This is a genomic window from Paenibacillus sp. JT22N12, assembly GCF_056269365.1.
This window is the reverse complement of sequence record NZ_JBWDNU010000001.1, coordinates 1113373-1129668: the sequence shown is the minus strand read 5'-3', so window position 1 is coordinate 1129668 and position 16296 is coordinate 1113373. Positions and strand designations below refer to the sequence as shown.

Here is a 16296-nt window from a genome sequence, read left to right as displayed (position 1 = left end):
ATTTAACGGTTAGGAGAGATGTTGAATGAGTTCTTTGGTTCTCGATTTTCAGGAAATGGGAAAAACGCAGCTTTGGCTCGTTGGCGGAAAAGGGTTGAATTTAGGGGAATTATCAAAAATTGAAGGATTGCAAGTACCGGAAGGATTTTGTGTTACAACAGTGGGATATCAAAAAGCCATCGAACAAAACGAAACGTATCATGCTTTGTTGGATCGACTAACCATGCTAAAAGTAGAGGATCGAGATCAAATTGGTGAAATCAGCAGGAAGCTGCGACACATCATTATGGAAGTAGAAATTCCTTCCGATGTTGTGAATGCAGTTGCTCACTATCTCTCCCGGTTTGGTGATGAACATGCTTATGCCGTACGTTCTAGCGCGACTGCTGAAGATTTGCCGCATGCTTCTTTTGCCGGTCAACAAGACACCTATTTAAATATCATCGGCAAAGATGCGGTCTTGCAGCATATCAGCAAATGCTGGGCTTCCCTGTTCACGGAGCGCGCGGTAATCTACCGTATGCAGAATGGATTCGATCACAGGCAAGTTTATTTATCCGTTATCGTTCAAAGGATGGTTTTCCCGCAGGCTTCAGGGATTTTATTTACCGCTGATCCGATTACTGGAAGCCGAAAGCTGCTATCCATCGATGCCAGTTTTGGACTTGGAGAAGCGCTGGTCTCCGGCTTGGTATCTGCCGATTGTTATAAAGTACAGGAAGAGGAAATCGTTGAGAAGAGGATCGCAACCAAAAAAATAGCTATCTATGGACGAAAAGAAGGCGGAACAGAGACAAAGCAGATCGATCCTGATCAGCAGATGTCTCAAACACTCACTGAGCAACAAATTTTACAGCTGGCACGCATCGGAAGACAGATCGAAGCTTATTTTGGCTGCCCGCAAGATATCGAATGGTGTTTGGCAGATGATACATTTTATATGGTCCAGAGTCGGCCGATCACGACTTTATACCCGATCCCTGAAGCGAAGACCCAAGAAAATCACGTCTATCTATCGGTTGGTCATCAACAAATGATGACAGATCCCATAAAGCCATTGGGATTGTCTTTTTACCTGTTAATTACGCCTGCACCTATGCGTAAAGCCGGCGGGAGGTTGTTTGTTGATGTTGCACCCAGGCTGGCTACACCTGCCGGCCGGGAAGCTTTATTAAATACCCTGGGATCCGATCCGCTCATAATAGGCGCACTCATGACCATAATAGAGCGAGATTTTATAAAATTGTTACCAAATGATCTAACAGCTCCGATTCTGGGTAGAAGTAATACAGATATGCTGCCACAATTCGAGAACGATCCGACAATCGTTTCTGATTTGATTAAGCGCAGTCAAACATCGATAGAAGAGTTAAAACAAAACATTCAAGCGAAATCGGGATCGGAATTGTTTGATTTTATTCTGGAAGATATCCAGCAATTAAAGAAGATCTTATTTGACCCGCAAAGTTCGGCTGTGTTTATGGCTGCTATAAATGCTACATCATGGATCAATGAAAACATGAACGAGTGGTTAGGCGAAAAAAACGCAGCAGATACTCTTTCTCAATCTGTACCCAATAATATTACTTCGGAAATGGGTCTGGCGCTATTGGATGTCGCGGATGTGATTCGCCCTTATCCAGAAGTGATTGATTATTTGCAGCATGCAAAAGAAGATAACTTTCTGGATGAACTGGTTAAGTTTGATGGAGGAAGGGAAACCCAAGACGCTATCTATGATTATCTCAGCAAATACGGAATGCGATGTGCCGGAGAAATCGATATTACGAGAACTCGTTGGAGTGAGAAACCAATTACACTTGTCCCTATGATTCTTGGTAACATCAAGAACTTTGAGCCTAATGCCGGCAATCGAAAATTTGAGCAAGGGCGCCAGGAAGCTATGGAAAAAGAACAAGAGTTAATAGACCGATTGAAGCAATTACCGGATGGTGAACAAAAAGCCAAAGAAACAAAACGAATGATCGACCTCATCCGGAATTTCATCGGCTACCGGGAATATCCAAAATACGGCATAGTAAGCCGCTACTTCGTTTATAAGCAGGCTTTGCTGAAAGAAGCCGAACAACTCGTTCAAGCTGGCGTTATCCATGACAAAGAAGATATATACGATCTCACTTTTGAAGAACTTCACGAAGTCGTACGCACAAACAAACTTGATGATCAGATCATCAACAAACGAAAAGAGGATTACAAATTTTTTAAAAAGCTAACTCCCCCGCGTGTCATGACGTCTGATGGTGAAATCATAGCAGGTGAGTACAAACGAGAAAATTTGCCGGCCAATGCGATTATAGGTCTGCCTGTTTCTTCCGGTGTGATAGAAGGAAGAGCGCGTGTCATTTTAGACATGGAAAATGCCGATCTGGAAGATGGAGATATATTAGTCACCTCCTTTACTGATCCTGGCTGGACACCGTTATTTGTATCCATAAAAGGCCTGGTCACCGAAGTTGGCGGACTGATGACCCATGGAGCAGTTATCGCGCGTGAATATGGCTTGCCGGCCGTTGTCGGAGTGGATAATGCTACCAGACTGATAAAGGATGGGCAACGAATTCGCGTGCATGGAACAGAAGGGTATATCGAAATATTGTAATGGCTGAATACGTCAAGTAAGAGCCTCTATCATAATGGACGGCATTAAATGCATCCTGTCATGGATAAAAGGGCGGTTAGCCTGTTCGTCCTTTTATCTACCCATCCTAGTTAGGCGAGTGGCAGCATAATAAACATCTTCCTCCATGAGAAGCGAAAGCTGTCCAGAAAATCTGAACAGCTTTCATAATGGGATTTGAGATGATAAGAGCATATTCATATGGCTGCGGCTATTCTTTAATATTACCGGCTAATTTAAGTCGTTTGGCTATGGCTTTAAAATCATCTTCGGAGATTCCGGGTGCAAATTCCTCTTCGGCGGAAGGGGCTTCTGGAATGGGTACCCCTTTTGGTACGCCTTGGATAACCTCAAGCGGGAGCCCATCTTCGGGGTGCGTTCCTTTCCAGATCTGATCAATCGCATTAAAATCATTATCGCTCCACGTGTACAGTTTCGTGTGAACACCCTTTTCCTCGTACTTTCTGGCTTCATTAAACGATTTATTGCTCAATGACGGTATCGGCACCAATTTCGTTACATTGACCCCTGTTGCGATTTCCAGTGCTTTGGCATATGCCACAACATGAACGCCCCCTCTTACAAGGAGAAATCCAACGACTGCACGGGCAGCAGGATGATCCGTCATTTCATATACCTTCATCTTATGTGTTCTGGCGCCACACTCAAGGAAAAAGTTATGAAGCAGGTCTTCCACTAAATTTCCGCTGTTAAAGACATGGGCGCCCGTCCAGGGATTCCCCATGGAGTCAAATGGCATCGCACCTTGCGCTCCGGCTAAAAAGTGGTAAGACAAGCGCGAGTCTTTGACCTGACCGAGAGGAGTCTTGTCCGGCTCTTTATAATCGGTTGAGCCTCTCAGACAGTTATTAATAGCATGAGAAACCAGCTCGACGTGGCCAAGCTCTTCCGCCGTGATGCTCATAACTAAATCATAGAAAGGTTTTAGTTTTTCTTTTGAACGAAAATTAAAAGATTGGTAAAGGTAATTGTTTAACGTCGACATTTCGCCGAACTTCCCGCCTAACAATTCTTGAATGGCTGCAGCAGCATTGGGATCGGGTTTCTCGACAGAAGGTATCTCAATCATTATTTCATCCATACGCTTGAACATAAATTTTTCTACCTCCCAAAATGGTTGTGAGATGCTAAGGGCTATTAACCTGGAATCATTAGTAATAAGCATTTATTATGCTTATCGAGAATTGGACATCCTGAAAATTAGGATTCATGAGGCTAAACCAGTCCCCTGAGGGGGACTGGTTTTTTCGCTAAATCAGATAAGTTAGCGTATTGGTTGTTGCCACTATAGCGATCATGTAGCTTGTATTTACTCAACTCTCGCAGAGCAAGAATCAGCTCACCATGAGGTGGGCTTTTCTTGTTTCCTGAATCAATTTTTGCTCTAAACCTTTAGTTTTAACAGCCCGGATGAAAAAAAGCATGTTCAAAATTATAAAAATAGAGGTCGACATTAAATATCGTTTATAGCCTAATTCAAGCGTTGCGATTACGCTTATGTGACACCAGGTATCTATTCCTTGCAGCTTTGATAAGTGTTTGATTCCGGGTGATAAGAAAAAGGAGGTAATAGATTCATGACGAAAAAGAAACAGGTTTCGAGTTTTCTATTCATTACATGCTTGGGAGCAGCCATTTTGGCTGGATGTAACTCATCCAGTCCTGCACAAGAAGCAACTACCGATCCGGCAGAGGTTCCAAAGCTGACCAGTCTGACGTATTGGACTGGCATGGCCGGTCAAGCGTCCGCAACTATGAAAAGTTATAACGAAATCGAACTATATAAAGGACTGGAACAAAGGACCGGAGTCAAAGTCGACTTCCAGCATCCGCCTCAAGGACAGGATGCAGAGCAGTTTAACTTAATGATTACATCGGGCAAGCTTCCTGATGTCATTGAATATCATTGGACGACCAGCTTCCCCGGCGGTCCGGAGAAGGCTGTCAAAGACGGCACCATTATTAAATTGAATGATTATATCGATAAATACGCTCCTAACCTTAAACAACTGCTCGACTCGCATCCGGATTGGCGTAAGCAAATTACTACAGACGACGGCAGCATCATATCATTCCCGTTTATCCGGGATGGCAGAGAGCTGCAGGTGTTCCAGGGACCTGCAGTCCGGCAGGATTGGATGGATAAGCTCGGGCTGAAAACGCCAACGACGATCGACGAATGGTACAACGTTTTGAAAGCGTTTAAAGTAAAGGATCCGAACGGCAATGGCAAGCCGGATGAAATCCCTCTGCTGCTTAGGGTTGCAGAACTCGGAACACATGCGTTCATTGGCGCATACGGCATTACCAACGGCTTCTACCAGGACCAGGGAACCGTCAAGTTCGGTCCGGTTCAGCCCGAATTCAAGGAATTCCTGATGACGATGAACAAATGGTATAAAGAAGGCCTGCTGGACCGTGATTATGCAGCGACGGATGATAAGCTGTACGATGCCAAAATCACGGGCAACCAAGTCGGATCCGCTGTGCTCCTTGTTGGTGGCGGAATCGGAAAATATTCCAACCTGATGAAGGATAAAGATCCGAACTTCAAGCTGGCGGCCGTGCCGTATCCCGTGCTGAATCCGGGCGATAAGCCGGAGCTCGGGCAGCTCGATTTTGCGTTTAACGGAAGAGGAGCGGCGATTACAACAAGCAACAAGAACCCCATCGAAACGGTCAAATGGCTCGATTATGGTTATTCCGAAGAAGGACATATGCTGTTTAACTTTGGAACGGAAGGCATAAGCTACAATCTGGTTGACGGCTATCCCAAATGGACGGATGACATCTCGAAAAACGCTGACGGGCTGCCGGTACAGCAAGCTATGGCCCGCCATAACAGGGCGTCCTGGGATGGTCCGTTCATTCAGGACAAGCGTTATTTGGAACAATATTTAGCGCTGCCAGAGCAGAAAGATGCGGTTACGGTATGGTCCGGGCCGAGCAACGAGAAGAAGATGCCGCTCGTAACCCCGACCAAGGATGAAAGCAGCCGGTTCGCGTCAATTATGGCGGACATTAATACCTACAAGGACGAAATGTTCAACAAGTTCGTCATGGGAGCCGAACCGATCGAAAGCTTCGATAATTATGTCCAAACCATACAGAGCATGGGCCTCGATGAGGCTCTGAAAATCCAACAGGCCGCCCTGGAAAGGTACAACAACCGTAAATAACCGGCATTTCGATTCTCCGGAGGATGGGCCATACGTTTTAGCTCCCGGCAGTTTTAGGGAATCATCGGAAGCGATCGAGAGGAAGTGAATATTCATGTCCGTCATGCAAACGGAGCCTGCGGTACACAAAACCACAGTATTGAAAAAGGACAGTGCCTGGCGCACCATACGAAAGGATCTAAAGGTTAATAAACTGATCTATCTGATGGTGCTGCCCGTTGTCGCTTATTACGTCATCTTTCATTACGGACCCATGTACGGCTTGCAAATCGCCTTCAAGGATTTCAGTCCTGGACAAGGGATTGCCGGCAGTCCCTGGATCGGATTCAATCACTTCCAAGAGTTTTTCAGCAGTTATTATTTCGGGCGTCTTGTCCGTAATACGATCCTGATTAACATTTATGAGCTGTTGTTCGGTTTTCCGGCCGCTATCCTGATGGCCCTTCTGCTCAATGAAATTCGCAGCACCTTATTCAAGCGTTCCGTACAAACGATTTCGTACTTGCCTCATTTCATATCGATCGTTGTCGTGGTCGGGATGATGGTTGATTTTTTGGCCCGTGACGGACTTATCAACCAGATAATGGGGTTTCTCGGACTAGATTCAATCGCTTTTTTCCGGGAGCCCGGATGGTTTCGTTTCTTATATGTTTCATCCGGCGTCTGGCAAGGTGTAGGCTGGGGATCCATCATTTATTTGGCCGCCATTGCCAATATTGACCCAACGCTTTATGAAGCCGCCAAAATCGATGGGGCAGGCCGCTTGAAGCAGGGTCTGCATATTACCATCCCCGGCATTATGCCGACCATCGTGATTTTACTGATCTTGAATGTGGGATCCATGATGAGCGTCGGCAGCGAGAAGGTCCTGCTTATGTACAACCCCCAGACCTACGAAACCGGGGACGTCATCTCGACATTTGTCTACCGCAAAGGGATTCTGGAGGCCAACTACGGGTATACCGCTGCTGTAGGTCTCTTTAACTCAATCATAAGCTTTGCACTGATTGTCATCTCGAATACCGTCAGTAAACGAGTGAGCGAAAATAAGCTCTGGTAAAGGAGGGAACTCATGATTAAGAGGAGTTTAGGGGAGAAGAGCTTTGACGTGTTCAACGTCATTCTCATGCTGCTGTTTTGCTTTATAACGCTTTATCCGTTTCTTTATGTCCTCTTTGCCTCCTTCAGCGATCCTTCGGAGGTCGCTCAGCACCGTGGACTCTTGTTCGCACCGCGCGGATTTAATTTGTCGGCATACAAAGCGGTATTCGATAATCCCATGATTGCCAAAGGTTATCAAAACACGCTATTTTACGTGCTGGCAGGTACCGCGATCAACTTGTTCATGACCTCGCTGGGGGCGTATGCGCTCTCTCGCCGCAATTTGTATTTTAAAAATCACATCATGTTCATGATTGTCATTACGATGGTATTCAGCGGAGGCCTAATTCCCTCTTACCTGCTGATCGGCAATCTCGGTATGTTGAATACGCCTTGGGCGCTGCTCATTCCAGGGGCGATCAGCACTTTTAATCTGATCATCATGCGGACGGCTTTTCAAGCAATACCCGTCAGTCTGGAGGAATCCGCCAAAATCGACGGAGCGAACGACTTGACCATATTGTTCCGGGTCGTTATCCCGCTGTCCATGCCTGTCATTGCCGTGATGATATTATGGTACGCGGTCGGACACTGGAATTCATACTTCTCCGCATTGATCTACTTGCGTGACCGCGAGTTATATCCGCTGCAGCTTATTTTGCGGGAAATATTAATTACAAACAGCACTGACGCGATGATGACGGGCGCCTCCGTCGGGGACAAAATGCCGATTGGGGAAACGATCAAATATGCAACCATCATTGTATCGACCCTGCCGATTTTGTGTCTCTATCCGTTCTTGCAAAAATATTTTGTCAAAGGCGTCATGATTGGAGCGATTAAGGAGTGAAAACATGGATGAACAGAAGGAAATCGGACGGTTTTCCACGAATTAGTGAGGAAAGGCATACTAAGTGAAGAAAGGGACCCCTATGATTCCTTTTGTCATTCAATTTCTCCGGTTAAAGAGGCGCAGCCGGAGAAGCGTGTTCATGACTTTGCTGATTTCTTACATTTGCTTTCTTTTGTTTCCCGTTGTAATCGGAGGCGTCTTGTATTCACGGGTGGAAAAGGCGATGGTCGATCAGGCCAACCGTTCCAACCTTGCCATGCTTGAGCAGCTCAGGCTGTCCATGGACAGCAGCGTTAAAGAAGTCGATCAATTGTCGCAGCAAATCGCATTGAATCCCAAAATGGATCTGCTGCTGAACAACGACCTGGCGGACGAATCATCGTACAAGTACATTGAATTTATTTCGGATTATTTAAACCGCTATAGAAGCTTCAGCGGGCAGTTTATCGAGGATTACTACGTTTATTTCAAAGGAAGCGATACCATTCTTAAACCGGGAGTCCGCACGGATTCCCGAACGTTCTACAATAGTTACTACAGCTATAAGGACATGAATTATGAGTCCTGGCGCAAGGAGGTACTGGAGAGCAGTCACAATAGGGATTACTTGCCTTCCCAAACACTTATCCAGGATGGAGGTCTTCCTCTTACGGCAAGCCTGGAACGACAACCCATTCAAGTGATCACGTATGTTCAGTCTCTCATTCCCATACAAGGCACGTCAGACGTCAAGGGAAGTCTTGTCGTGCTGATTAATGAAAAGCAGGTCAAAGAAATGATACGGCAAATCGAGTCAGCCAACCGAAGCAACATCTACATTATCGACGCCAATCAAAAGGTGCTGACCGGGACAACAGATCAGGTTCCACTCAGCAAGCAGGTTTTTGGGCAAATGCAGGAGAAACCCGGGTTTTTCCCCTATAAAAAAAATGGACTGGATCTGATGGTTTCCTACACATCCTCCAAACAAATCGGTTGGAAATACATTTCCGTCATGCCGCGGGACCTGTACATGCAGAAGGTCAATTCGGTCAAGGTAACCGCTATTTGGCTGTTCGCGGTTTATTTGGCAGGGGGGCTGGTGGCCTCGTATTTGATGGCTTACCACAACTACAGACCGGTAAAGCAAATGCTCAAGGCTTTCGTAAAAGGCCGCACTGCAGCACAATCGCATATATCCAATGAATACGAATACATCCAGGAATCTTTTGAAAGCGTACTCATTGAACAAAAAAATTTGCAAGGGATGCTGAAACAGCAGACGCCCGTCATGCGGGCAAACTTTTTGTCCCGGCTCATAAGGGGGCTTGTGGATCACACGGAAGATTTTAGCCATTCGCTCGACTTTATGAACATCCAGTTTGTGTCCGGGTCATTTGCAGTTATTCTGATCCAGGTCGATCAGGCCGGGAAATTTTCCAAAGAGCATTCCGAGCGGCAGTGGGCGTTGACCCGTTTTGTCATTTCAAACATTTGTACCGATCTGATTCACGAGCATCATGCCGGATATTGTATTGAACTCGACCGCGATCGTCTCGTCATTCTGCTTAATTTCAAGGAAAATCGCCTGAACGAAGCTATGCAGGATACGGAGAAGCTCGTCAGTACACTCAAGGAGGTGGTGGAGCACCAATTCAAAATCGCCATTACCCTGGCCGTCAGCAACATTCACGAAGGATGGCAGCGGATCGGGAGCGCTTATGTTGAGGCGCTCGCGGCTATGGAGTATAAGATGATCAAAGGGAGCGCGATTATATATTTTCACGAAATAAACTGCAAAGATCAGAACTACTATTATCCCATGGAGACAGAAATACAATTGATGAATTATGTCCGCAGCGGTGATGCAGAAAGCGTCGGCAAGCTGTTGAATAATTTGTACGCGGTCAATTTCACTTCTAATCCGATTACACCCGGACTCGCCCGTTGCCTGTTTTTTGATTTGGCAAGCACGCATTTGAAGCTCATTAACGTAACAAGGGCACGGCTCAGAGAGCAGGTTGACGGTCAATTCGAAGCCATCACAACCATTTTGGCCTGTGCAACGGCCGAAGAGATGCATGTACAGATGAAGCAAATGTTTCTGTCGCTGACCCTTTCTCTCAAAGCCGACCGGGGCTGCCATAGCGATCAGCTGCTGCAGGAAATGACTGCTTTTATCGATAATCATTACTCCGATCCGTATATGGGACTTAATATGATTGCAGAAAAATTCAGCCGGACACCACAGTATGTCTCGACTTTTTTCAAGAAAACGAGCGGCCGGAACATCACCGATTACATTGCACAATGTCGTATCCATCAAGCGAAAAGACTAATTTCCACAAAAGACTTAACGATTGCCCAAATTGCCCAAAAGGTTGGCTATGCGAACGATCTCGTCCTGATCCGCGTATTCAAGAAGGTAGAGGGCATTACGCCGGGCAAGTACCGCGACAGCTGCTGATTATTCATCATAATTATTGCGGTGCGACAAGGGGATGCTCGATACTTTAATAGTGGGGGGGCTTGCTACGCGGCAGCTCCTCTTATCCATTAAAGTAACGAATAAATATAGGTGTCATTCGACTACCTTTCCACACTAACGGGCGGAAAGTAGAAACCTATGTTAATATGGGTTTTGAGCATATTGGGGAAATTATGCAGTACGGTATCTTCCAGCACAAAAGGTATGATCTACGGAGGTGCAATATGTCAGTCGTTTTCCTGTCTATTGATCTGCAGAACGACTTCGCCACTGCAGGTGGCGCCCATTACAGCCGGCGCCCGTGCGTGCAATTCATCAGGGACACAGTATTCCCGTTTGTCCGCGAGCGAGGTTGCACGATTGTTGAGATTATCTCGGATTATCGTGCTAGCGAGCCTGGAAAGGATACTTCTGTATGTGTCCCGGGTATGTGGGGGTATGAATCTCTCATCCCCGACGACATCAAACACCCTTCTACATGGGTGAAGTCCGAACCGTCGCCGACGTGGATTCGTGAAGGTGCCGGTAAAGCGAATGATCTTCCGGGTGTCCCGTATCCCTCGCCGAATGGTTTCAGCAAATGGTTGTCCGAAACAATCGGACCACCGGGCTCCGGGCAAGACATTGTCTTGATCGGACTGGTGCTCGAAATCTGCGTTCTGAGCACTCTCCAGGAACTGCATCATCGCGGCTATCGTGCCAAGGTCCTGTTTGAAGGCGTGGACACTTATTCGGGTAATTTGGAACAGAAGAAGGTGCTTTTCGAGACGCTCTTTCCTTTCTGGGGTACGCCTATTTATTGGGACGAGCTGGAGATAGTCAGAGATATACATCATAACGAAGAATTTTGAACCGTATTTAACGGATAAAGGGCTGCCTCTTGGGCAGCCCTTCGTCAAGCTGAACGGGTAGGATCGTGCAATAGTATGTAATAGCTGATAACAGCTTTTCCTTATTTCGATTGCAGGAATTCGAACACGGCGCTGAGGAATTCGGCTTGATACTCCACATTCGACAGGTGAACTGCGGGCAGCATGACGAGTTTTGCATTTGGCATCGTCTGAGCGATCAATTCGCTGTGGCTGGGAAGCGTCACTGTATCATACTGGCCAGCAATGACAAGTGTCGGGCTGCTGATAAGGGCGACCGTCCGGCGCATATCCATGTCACGGATCGCAGCCCAGCTTCCTGCAATTCCCTGCGCACGAGTAGCGATCACCATCTTGCGAAACGACGTGACGAGCGGGTTCTGCGGCTCCAGCATATGCGAAGGGAACCAGTTCTTCATGAACATATCGGCGAATTCGGTCCGTTTCTCTGGTTGCTGCACAGAGGCGATCAGGTTCTCCCATTGCCCGGCCGGTCCCAGGTAGGAGGAGGTATTGCTCAGAATCAGCCGGTCGACCCGCTCGGGAGCATAGATGCCGAGCCATTGTCCGATGACACCGCCCAGCGACAGCCCGAGGAAATGCACACGGTCGATGTGAAGTGCGTCGAGCAGTTCGATTACATCCCGTCCCAGTCTGTCGAATGAATACGGACCGGCGGGCGTATCCGATTCGCCATGCCCCCGATAGTCGTAGCGAAGTACGCGGAAATGCCGAGAAAAATCAGCTATCTGGCCATCCCACATGCTCATCGAGGTGGCGATGGAGTTTGCAAGCATCAATACCGGTTTACCGGCTGATCCGTTGATTTGATAAGAAATCCGAACTCCGTCACCGGTTGTGAAAAAGTTTAACCCTTCAGCCGCTCTGGTTTCGTTTGATGTCATTGTCATCGTTTTCATTCTCCCTCACTGGTTGTTAGTGACATTTTATTGGAATTGCCCTACAATTTAAATGAGATTATTAAGGAGTTTATGGCCTGAAAACTTAATTCTATCGTTGTTTTCCGATCCTGACTTATAAAAATGAGGTGTTCTGATCATGGATCACATTGATTATAAAATATTGTCAACACTTCATGATAATGCCAGAATCACGATTTCCGAGATGAGTCGAATAATCGCCATGTCGCAGCCTGCTGTAACGGAACGGCTTCGGAAGCTGGAGGATCAGGGCATCATCACGGGCTATCGGGCAGAGCTTTCCCCGTCTAAGCTTGGCAAGTATACAACCGCGTTTGTACTGTTTAAATCGAATAAATGCAAGGAGTTTGAAGCTTTCGGCGAAACTGCTCCCGAGATAGTCGATTTCTACAGAACCAGCGGAGAGTATAATTATTTATTAAAGGTTGTAACCGAAACAAGCGAAACCTTGGAAACCTTCCTTGAAACGTGCAACACATTTGGATTTTCGTCGACCCTCGTCGTTCTCTCCACGCGATTCGAGGATAAGAGCATTGTCGCAAGCCATGATGGACTTAATTAAAGCAAACTGGGCAAGGACGTCAGACAGTCGTAATCTTAAAGATTAAAGAAAGCGGCGAACTATTATTCTAACAAACAGAGGGGCTGCCGTATGGCAGCCCTTTGAGACGTTAATCGGCAGTTGTGGGAGGGGGTTTGCAGTCTGAAGAATATAGCAAATACAAGGAGGAAAATAAAATTGAAAAATCGGCAATCAAAGTATAATCTCGTTTCCTTCTTTTTAAGTTTATTTTGTTCCCTGACAACAGCATATTCTGTATATTCAAATGTTCACGACATTTGGTTAATTGCCCCGCCTAATTATATGATTTTATTACTGTCCATTCTCGCTTTGATCTTAGCTATTATAGGTTTTAAAGATAAATCCAGTTGGTTTGCAAGAATGAGAAGTTGGTTAACTGTGCTTCTTTCAGTAGCATTATCCTTCGTTCTATTAATTGCCCTATCATTCACAACCATGTTTTCAGGAGCAAAAGTATTTTTGAAGACGGCACACTCCCCAGACAACCACTATACGATCGATTTTTACTATACCGATGCAGGGGCCATGGGGACGTTCGGAATAATGGGTGAATTAAATGGACCTCTCTGGTTTAAGAAAAAGATTTATATTGAACGAAGAGTGGATCAAGCTGATATTGAATGGGCAAATAACCATATCATTTTGATTAACAATCATGAATTGGATTTAAAGGAAGGCGGAACTTTATTTATATTTGACAGATTGTAATAATAAGTGCGACAGCTAGAAAAACAAAGAGGCCCATATATGGATTCGTGTAAAGTGAAAGTCACCACAACACCCCCGTCTTTTCACCGGTTTCAGGAGGAGCAAATGGAAAATAGCATAGCAAACGATTATTGAGAATTGTGCTGTTCCGGGGAAAAGGGTATACGTTGGTTGTGAACATCAGCGTAGTGGGAAGGGAATGAATGCGATGAGCGAATCGAAGGACACACTGCCGGATCAGGAAGAACAGGTGGTTGAATCCGGCGTGCACAATTTCAGCAAAGAGGAAGAATGGGTCAAGCCGGAGGATCCGCTGCTGAATGAACGCCTGGAATGGTTCAAGGATCAGAAGCTCGGCCTCATGATGCATTGGGGGCCGTATTCGCAGCTTGGACTGGTAGAATCCTGGGCGTTAAGTGATGATGACGGGGATTGGTCCCGCAATGACATCGACTGGATCGACGACATGGAGCAGTTCAAGCGCCAATACTTCGATCTGAACAAAACCTTCAACCCGATTCGGTTTGAACCGAAGAAATGGGCAGAGCTTGCCGCCGACAATGGCTTCAAATATTTTCTGTTTACCACCAAGCACCATGACGGGTTCTGCATGTGGGATACGCATACGACCGATTATCGCATTACGGGACCGGACACACCGTTTCATACCCATCAATATGCGGATATTTGCCGGGAGCTATTTGACGCTTTCCGCGCCAAAGGATTGGGGATCTCGGCTTATTTCTCGAAGGCGGACTGGCATACGCCCTATTACTGGGCGCCCGGTAAGGAGCGCGGGCGGCATATGTGGCGCGGCCCTTCCTATGATCCGGAACAATATCCCTGGATGTGGGAGAAGTTCGTGGAATTCACGCATGAACAGATTATGGAGCTGTTGACCAAATACGGCCGGATAGAATGCTTGTGGCTGGATGCGGGCTGGGTGCGGGCGGGCCGAAGAGGCCAGGATATCCGGCTGGGTGAGGTCGTTGAGAAGGCCCGGAAGACACAGCCCTGGCTCTTGGCCGCGGACCGTACGGTCGGAGGTCCCTACGAGAATATTGTAACCCCGGAGCAGACGATCCCAGATCGGCCGATGAATATCCCGTGGGAGAGCTGTATTACGGTCGGGAATTCCTTTGCCTTCGGATTCGATGACCGTTATAAGACGGCAAGACAACTGGCTCACATCCTCCTGGAGGTGGTAGCCAAGGGCGGGAACCTGGCGCTGAACGTCGGGCCGCAGCCGGACGGTCGCCTTCCGGGAGGCGCGGTTCGGAGCATCAAGGATCTTGGCGCATGGCTCAACGTGTATGGTGAAGGAATCTACGGAACAAGAATTTGCGGCCCTTATTTCACGGGAGCATGGGCATTCACCTGCAAGGCAGACACAACCTACGCTTTCCGCCTGTACAAGAATGAGAATGAGCCTGTGCGTCAGCAGACGGTCATTCCTTACACAGGAAGTGTAGAACGGATTGAGTTCGTCGGAACGGGCGGGCGTCTGGAGTTCAATCGCACGGACGAAGGGCTGGTGGTTGAACTTCCGCAAGCGGCCGTCACGGAGCAAGCGCCGATTACCCATGTATTTCGATTGATTGCAACCGAATAAGCAGGTTCAGGAATTCCGGGGGAGCAGTGCCCCCGGTTTTTTTATTGTGCAAGGGGTTGCGGGCGGAACGCAAGCGATTCAGGCAGGCTATCAGGCTCAAAACAACGGATTTTCCTTGTCGGACAAGGGTTTATGGAATATGGAGAGGTATGAGAAAATTGCAAATTGCTTAAAGAACGCCTCTCAAGGTACTATCAATTCATACCACTTAAGAAAGCGTTTCCTGACATGTATCTTTACATAATAAATCTTTACAAGGAAATTTCGGAAACTATAAGAGATAAATAATGAAGGTTTATGTAAAGTATTATGACACAATACGCATAAGGGGTGACATGAATGAGTCAAGTTACAGAAAGCATACCCGCACAGATGAAGCTCCAGAAAGGAATCAATCCGCCCAAACGCAAAAAAAGGCATCCTTTCATTAAAAGCATCAAAAAACATTGGGAGCTCTATTTATTGGTGCTGCCTCCGGTAGTGTATCTATTAATCTTTAAGTACATTCCGATGGTCGGCGTGCAAATCGCCTTCAAAGACTTTAGTGTGGTTAAAGGCATTTGGGGGAGCCCGTGGGTCGGCTTCAAGCACTTTGAAGCCTTCTTCAACTCTCCTAACTTCTGGCTGCTTATCAAAAACACAATTGGAATCAGCTTCTATTCCTTGCTGGCTGGTTTTCCGGTTCCGATCCTGCTCGCTCTAGCTTTGAACGAAATTCGCACGGGTTATTTCAAAAAGACGGTGCAGATGGTAACGTACGCCCCGCATTTTATCTCAACGGTCGTTATGGTATCCATTATTATTCTGATGCTGTCTCCTCATGTAGGGATAGTAGACAGGCTGTTCTCCTTTTTTGGATTCTCGATGACCAACTTTATGGGCATTCCGGAATATTTCAAATCCATCTATGTATGGTCGGGTGTGTGGCAGGGGATGGGCTATTCTTCCATTATTTATATCGCGGCACTGGCCGGGGTGGACCCTGCCCTATATGAAGCCGCCCGGATGGACGGGGCTTCCCGGCTCAAGAAGATCTGGCATATCGATATTCCGAGCCTCATCCCGGTGACCGTCATTATGCTTATTTTGAGCCTTGGCAGCATTATGGGAGTCGGCTTCGAGAAAATTTATTTGATGCAAAATCCGTTGAATACGAGTGCTTCTGAGGTTATTTCGACTTATGTGTACAAAGTGGGTCTGATCGGGGCGAACTTCAGCTTTTCCTCGGCTGTAGGGTTGTTTAACTCCATCATTAACCTGATTCTGCTTATCCTTGTCAATGCCATTTCCAGAAGAGTCTCTAAGAACAGCCTGTGGTAAAGGA

Annotated in this window: 12 protein-coding genes; 10 read left to right on the top strand and 2 right to left on the bottom strand. The window is 46.8% G+C overall.

Annotation, left to right across the window (positions count from 1 at the left end):
- Nucleotides 1-25 precede the first annotated feature (25 nt).
- On the top strand, nt 26-2620 hold the full coding sequence (gene ppsA, locus AC0YOA_RS04650; RefSeq protein WP_475785616.1) for a phosphoenolpyruvate synthase: 2595 nt from the start codon (nt 26-28) through the stop codon (nt 2618-2620).
- A gap of 229 nt (nt 2621-2849) precedes the next feature.
- On the opposite strand, the gene AC0YOA_RS04645 is transcribed toward ppsA, so the two are convergent.
- A complete protein-coding gene (locus tag AC0YOA_RS04645) occupies nt 2850-3752 on the bottom strand; it encodes a manganese catalase family protein (protein ID WP_475785615.1) in 903 nt (300 codons plus the stop codon).
- A 484-nt stretch (nt 3753-4236) separates the two neighbouring features.
- Between AC0YOA_RS04645 and AC0YOA_RS04640 the strand changes: the two genes are divergently transcribed.
- The 5 genes from AC0YOA_RS04640 (at nt 4237) to AC0YOA_RS04620 (ending at nt 11110) form a co-directional block, all read left to right on the top strand.
- Nucleotides 4237-5838, top strand: a complete 1602-nt coding sequence (locus AC0YOA_RS04640; RefSeq protein ID WP_475785614.1) for a type 2 periplasmic-binding domain-containing protein — start codon at nt 4237-4239, stop codon at nt 5836-5838.
- A 103-nt stretch (nt 5839-5941) separates the two neighbouring features.
- A complete protein-coding gene (locus tag AC0YOA_RS04635) occupies nt 5942-6898 on the top strand; it encodes an ABC transporter permease (RefSeq protein ID WP_475785805.1) in 957 nt (318 codons plus the stop codon).
- 12 nt (nt 6899-6910) lie between these two features.
- Nucleotides 6911-7789 carry a carbohydrate ABC transporter permease gene (locus AC0YOA_RS04630; protein ID WP_475785613.1) on the top strand — a complete coding sequence of 293 codons (879 nt, stop codon included), beginning with the start codon at nt 6911-6913 and terminating at the stop codon, nt 7787-7789.
- 142 nt (nt 7790-7931) lie between these two features.
- Nucleotides 7932-10238 carry a helix-turn-helix domain-containing protein gene (locus AC0YOA_RS04625; RefSeq protein ID WP_475785612.1) on the top strand — a complete coding sequence of 769 codons (2307 nt, stop codon included), beginning with the start codon at nt 7932-7934 and terminating at the stop codon, nt 10236-10238.
- Between the two features lie 245 nt (nt 10239-10483).
- Nucleotides 10484-11110, top strand: coding sequence for a hypothetical protein (locus tag AC0YOA_RS04620; protein WP_475785611.1), 627 nt, complete (start codon nt 10484-10486; stop codon nt 11108-11110).
- Between the two features lie 101 nt (nt 11111-11211).
- Here AC0YOA_RS04620 and AC0YOA_RS04615 read toward each other — a convergent pair whose 3' ends face one another.
- Entirely contained in the window at nt 11212-12039 is an 828-nt protein-coding gene (locus AC0YOA_RS04615) for an alpha/beta fold hydrolase (protein WP_475785610.1), read from the bottom strand.
- A gap of 148 nt (nt 12040-12187) precedes the next feature.
- On the opposite strand from AC0YOA_RS04615, the gene AC0YOA_RS04610 reads away from it, so the two are divergent.
- The 4 genes from AC0YOA_RS04610 to AC0YOA_RS04595 all read left to right on the top strand — a co-directional run bounded on the left by AC0YOA_RS04610 (nt 12188) and on the right by AC0YOA_RS04595 (nt 16292).
- A complete protein-coding gene (locus tag AC0YOA_RS04610) occupies nt 12188-12631 on the top strand; it encodes an Lrp/AsnC family transcriptional regulator (protein WP_475785609.1) in 444 nt (147 codons plus the stop codon).
- A 177-nt stretch (nt 12632-12808) separates the two neighbouring features.
- Entirely contained in the window at nt 12809-13360 is a 552-nt protein-coding gene (locus tag AC0YOA_RS04605; protein ID WP_475785608.1) for a DUF5412 family protein, read from the top strand.
- A gap of 208 nt (nt 13361-13568) precedes the next feature.
- A complete protein-coding gene (locus AC0YOA_RS04600) occupies nt 13569-14972 on the top strand; it encodes an alpha-L-fucosidase (protein WP_475785607.1) in 1404 nt (467 codons plus the stop codon).
- A 339-nt stretch (nt 14973-15311) separates the two neighbouring features.
- On the top strand, nt 15312-16292 hold the full coding sequence (locus tag AC0YOA_RS04595) for an ABC transporter permease (RefSeq protein ID WP_475785606.1): 981 nt from the start codon (nt 15312-15314) through the stop codon (nt 16290-16292).
- Nucleotides 16293-16296 lie beyond the last annotated feature (4 nt).

Bases quoted from the DNA above. Each gene is read 5' to 3' on its own strand.
- ppsA (WP_475785616.1), top strand. From the start codon at position 26: ATGAGTTCTTTGGTTCTCGATTTTCAGGAAATGGGAAAAACGCAGCTT.
- AC0YOA_RS04615 (WP_475785610.1), bottom strand. From the start codon at position 12,039: ATGACAATGACATCAAACGAAACCAGAGCGGCTGAAGGGTTAAACTTT.
- AC0YOA_RS04620 (WP_475785611.1), top strand. From the start codon at position 10,484: ATGTCAGTCGTTTTCCTGTCTATTGATCTGCAGAACGACTTCGCCACT.
- AC0YOA_RS04600 (WP_475785607.1), top strand. From the start codon at position 13,569: ATGAGCGAATCGAAGGACACACTGCCGGATCAGGAAGAACAGGTGGTT.
- AC0YOA_RS04630 (WP_475785613.1), top strand. From the start codon at position 6,911: ATGATTAAGAGGAGTTTAGGGGAGAAGAGCTTTGACGTGTTCAACGTC.
- AC0YOA_RS04595 (WP_475785606.1), top strand. From the start codon at position 15,312: ATGAGTCAAGTTACAGAAAGCATACCCGCACAGATGAAGCTCCAGAAA.
- AC0YOA_RS04625 (WP_475785612.1), top strand. From the start codon at position 7,932: ATGACTTTGCTGATTTCTTACATTTGCTTTCTTTTGTTTCCCGTTGTA.
- AC0YOA_RS04640 (WP_475785614.1), top strand. From the start codon at position 4,237: ATGACGAAAAAGAAACAGGTTTCGAGTTTTCTATTCATTACATGCTTG.
- AC0YOA_RS04610 (WP_475785609.1), top strand. From the start codon at position 12,188: ATGGATCACATTGATTATAAAATATTGTCAACACTTCATGATAATGCC.
- AC0YOA_RS04635 (WP_475785805.1), top strand. From the start codon at position 5,942: ATGCAAACGGAGCCTGCGGTACACAAAACCACAGTATTGAAAAAGGAC.
- AC0YOA_RS04645 (WP_475785615.1), bottom strand. From the start codon at position 3,752: ATGTTCAAGCGTATGGATGAAATAATGATTGAGATACCTTCTGTCGAG.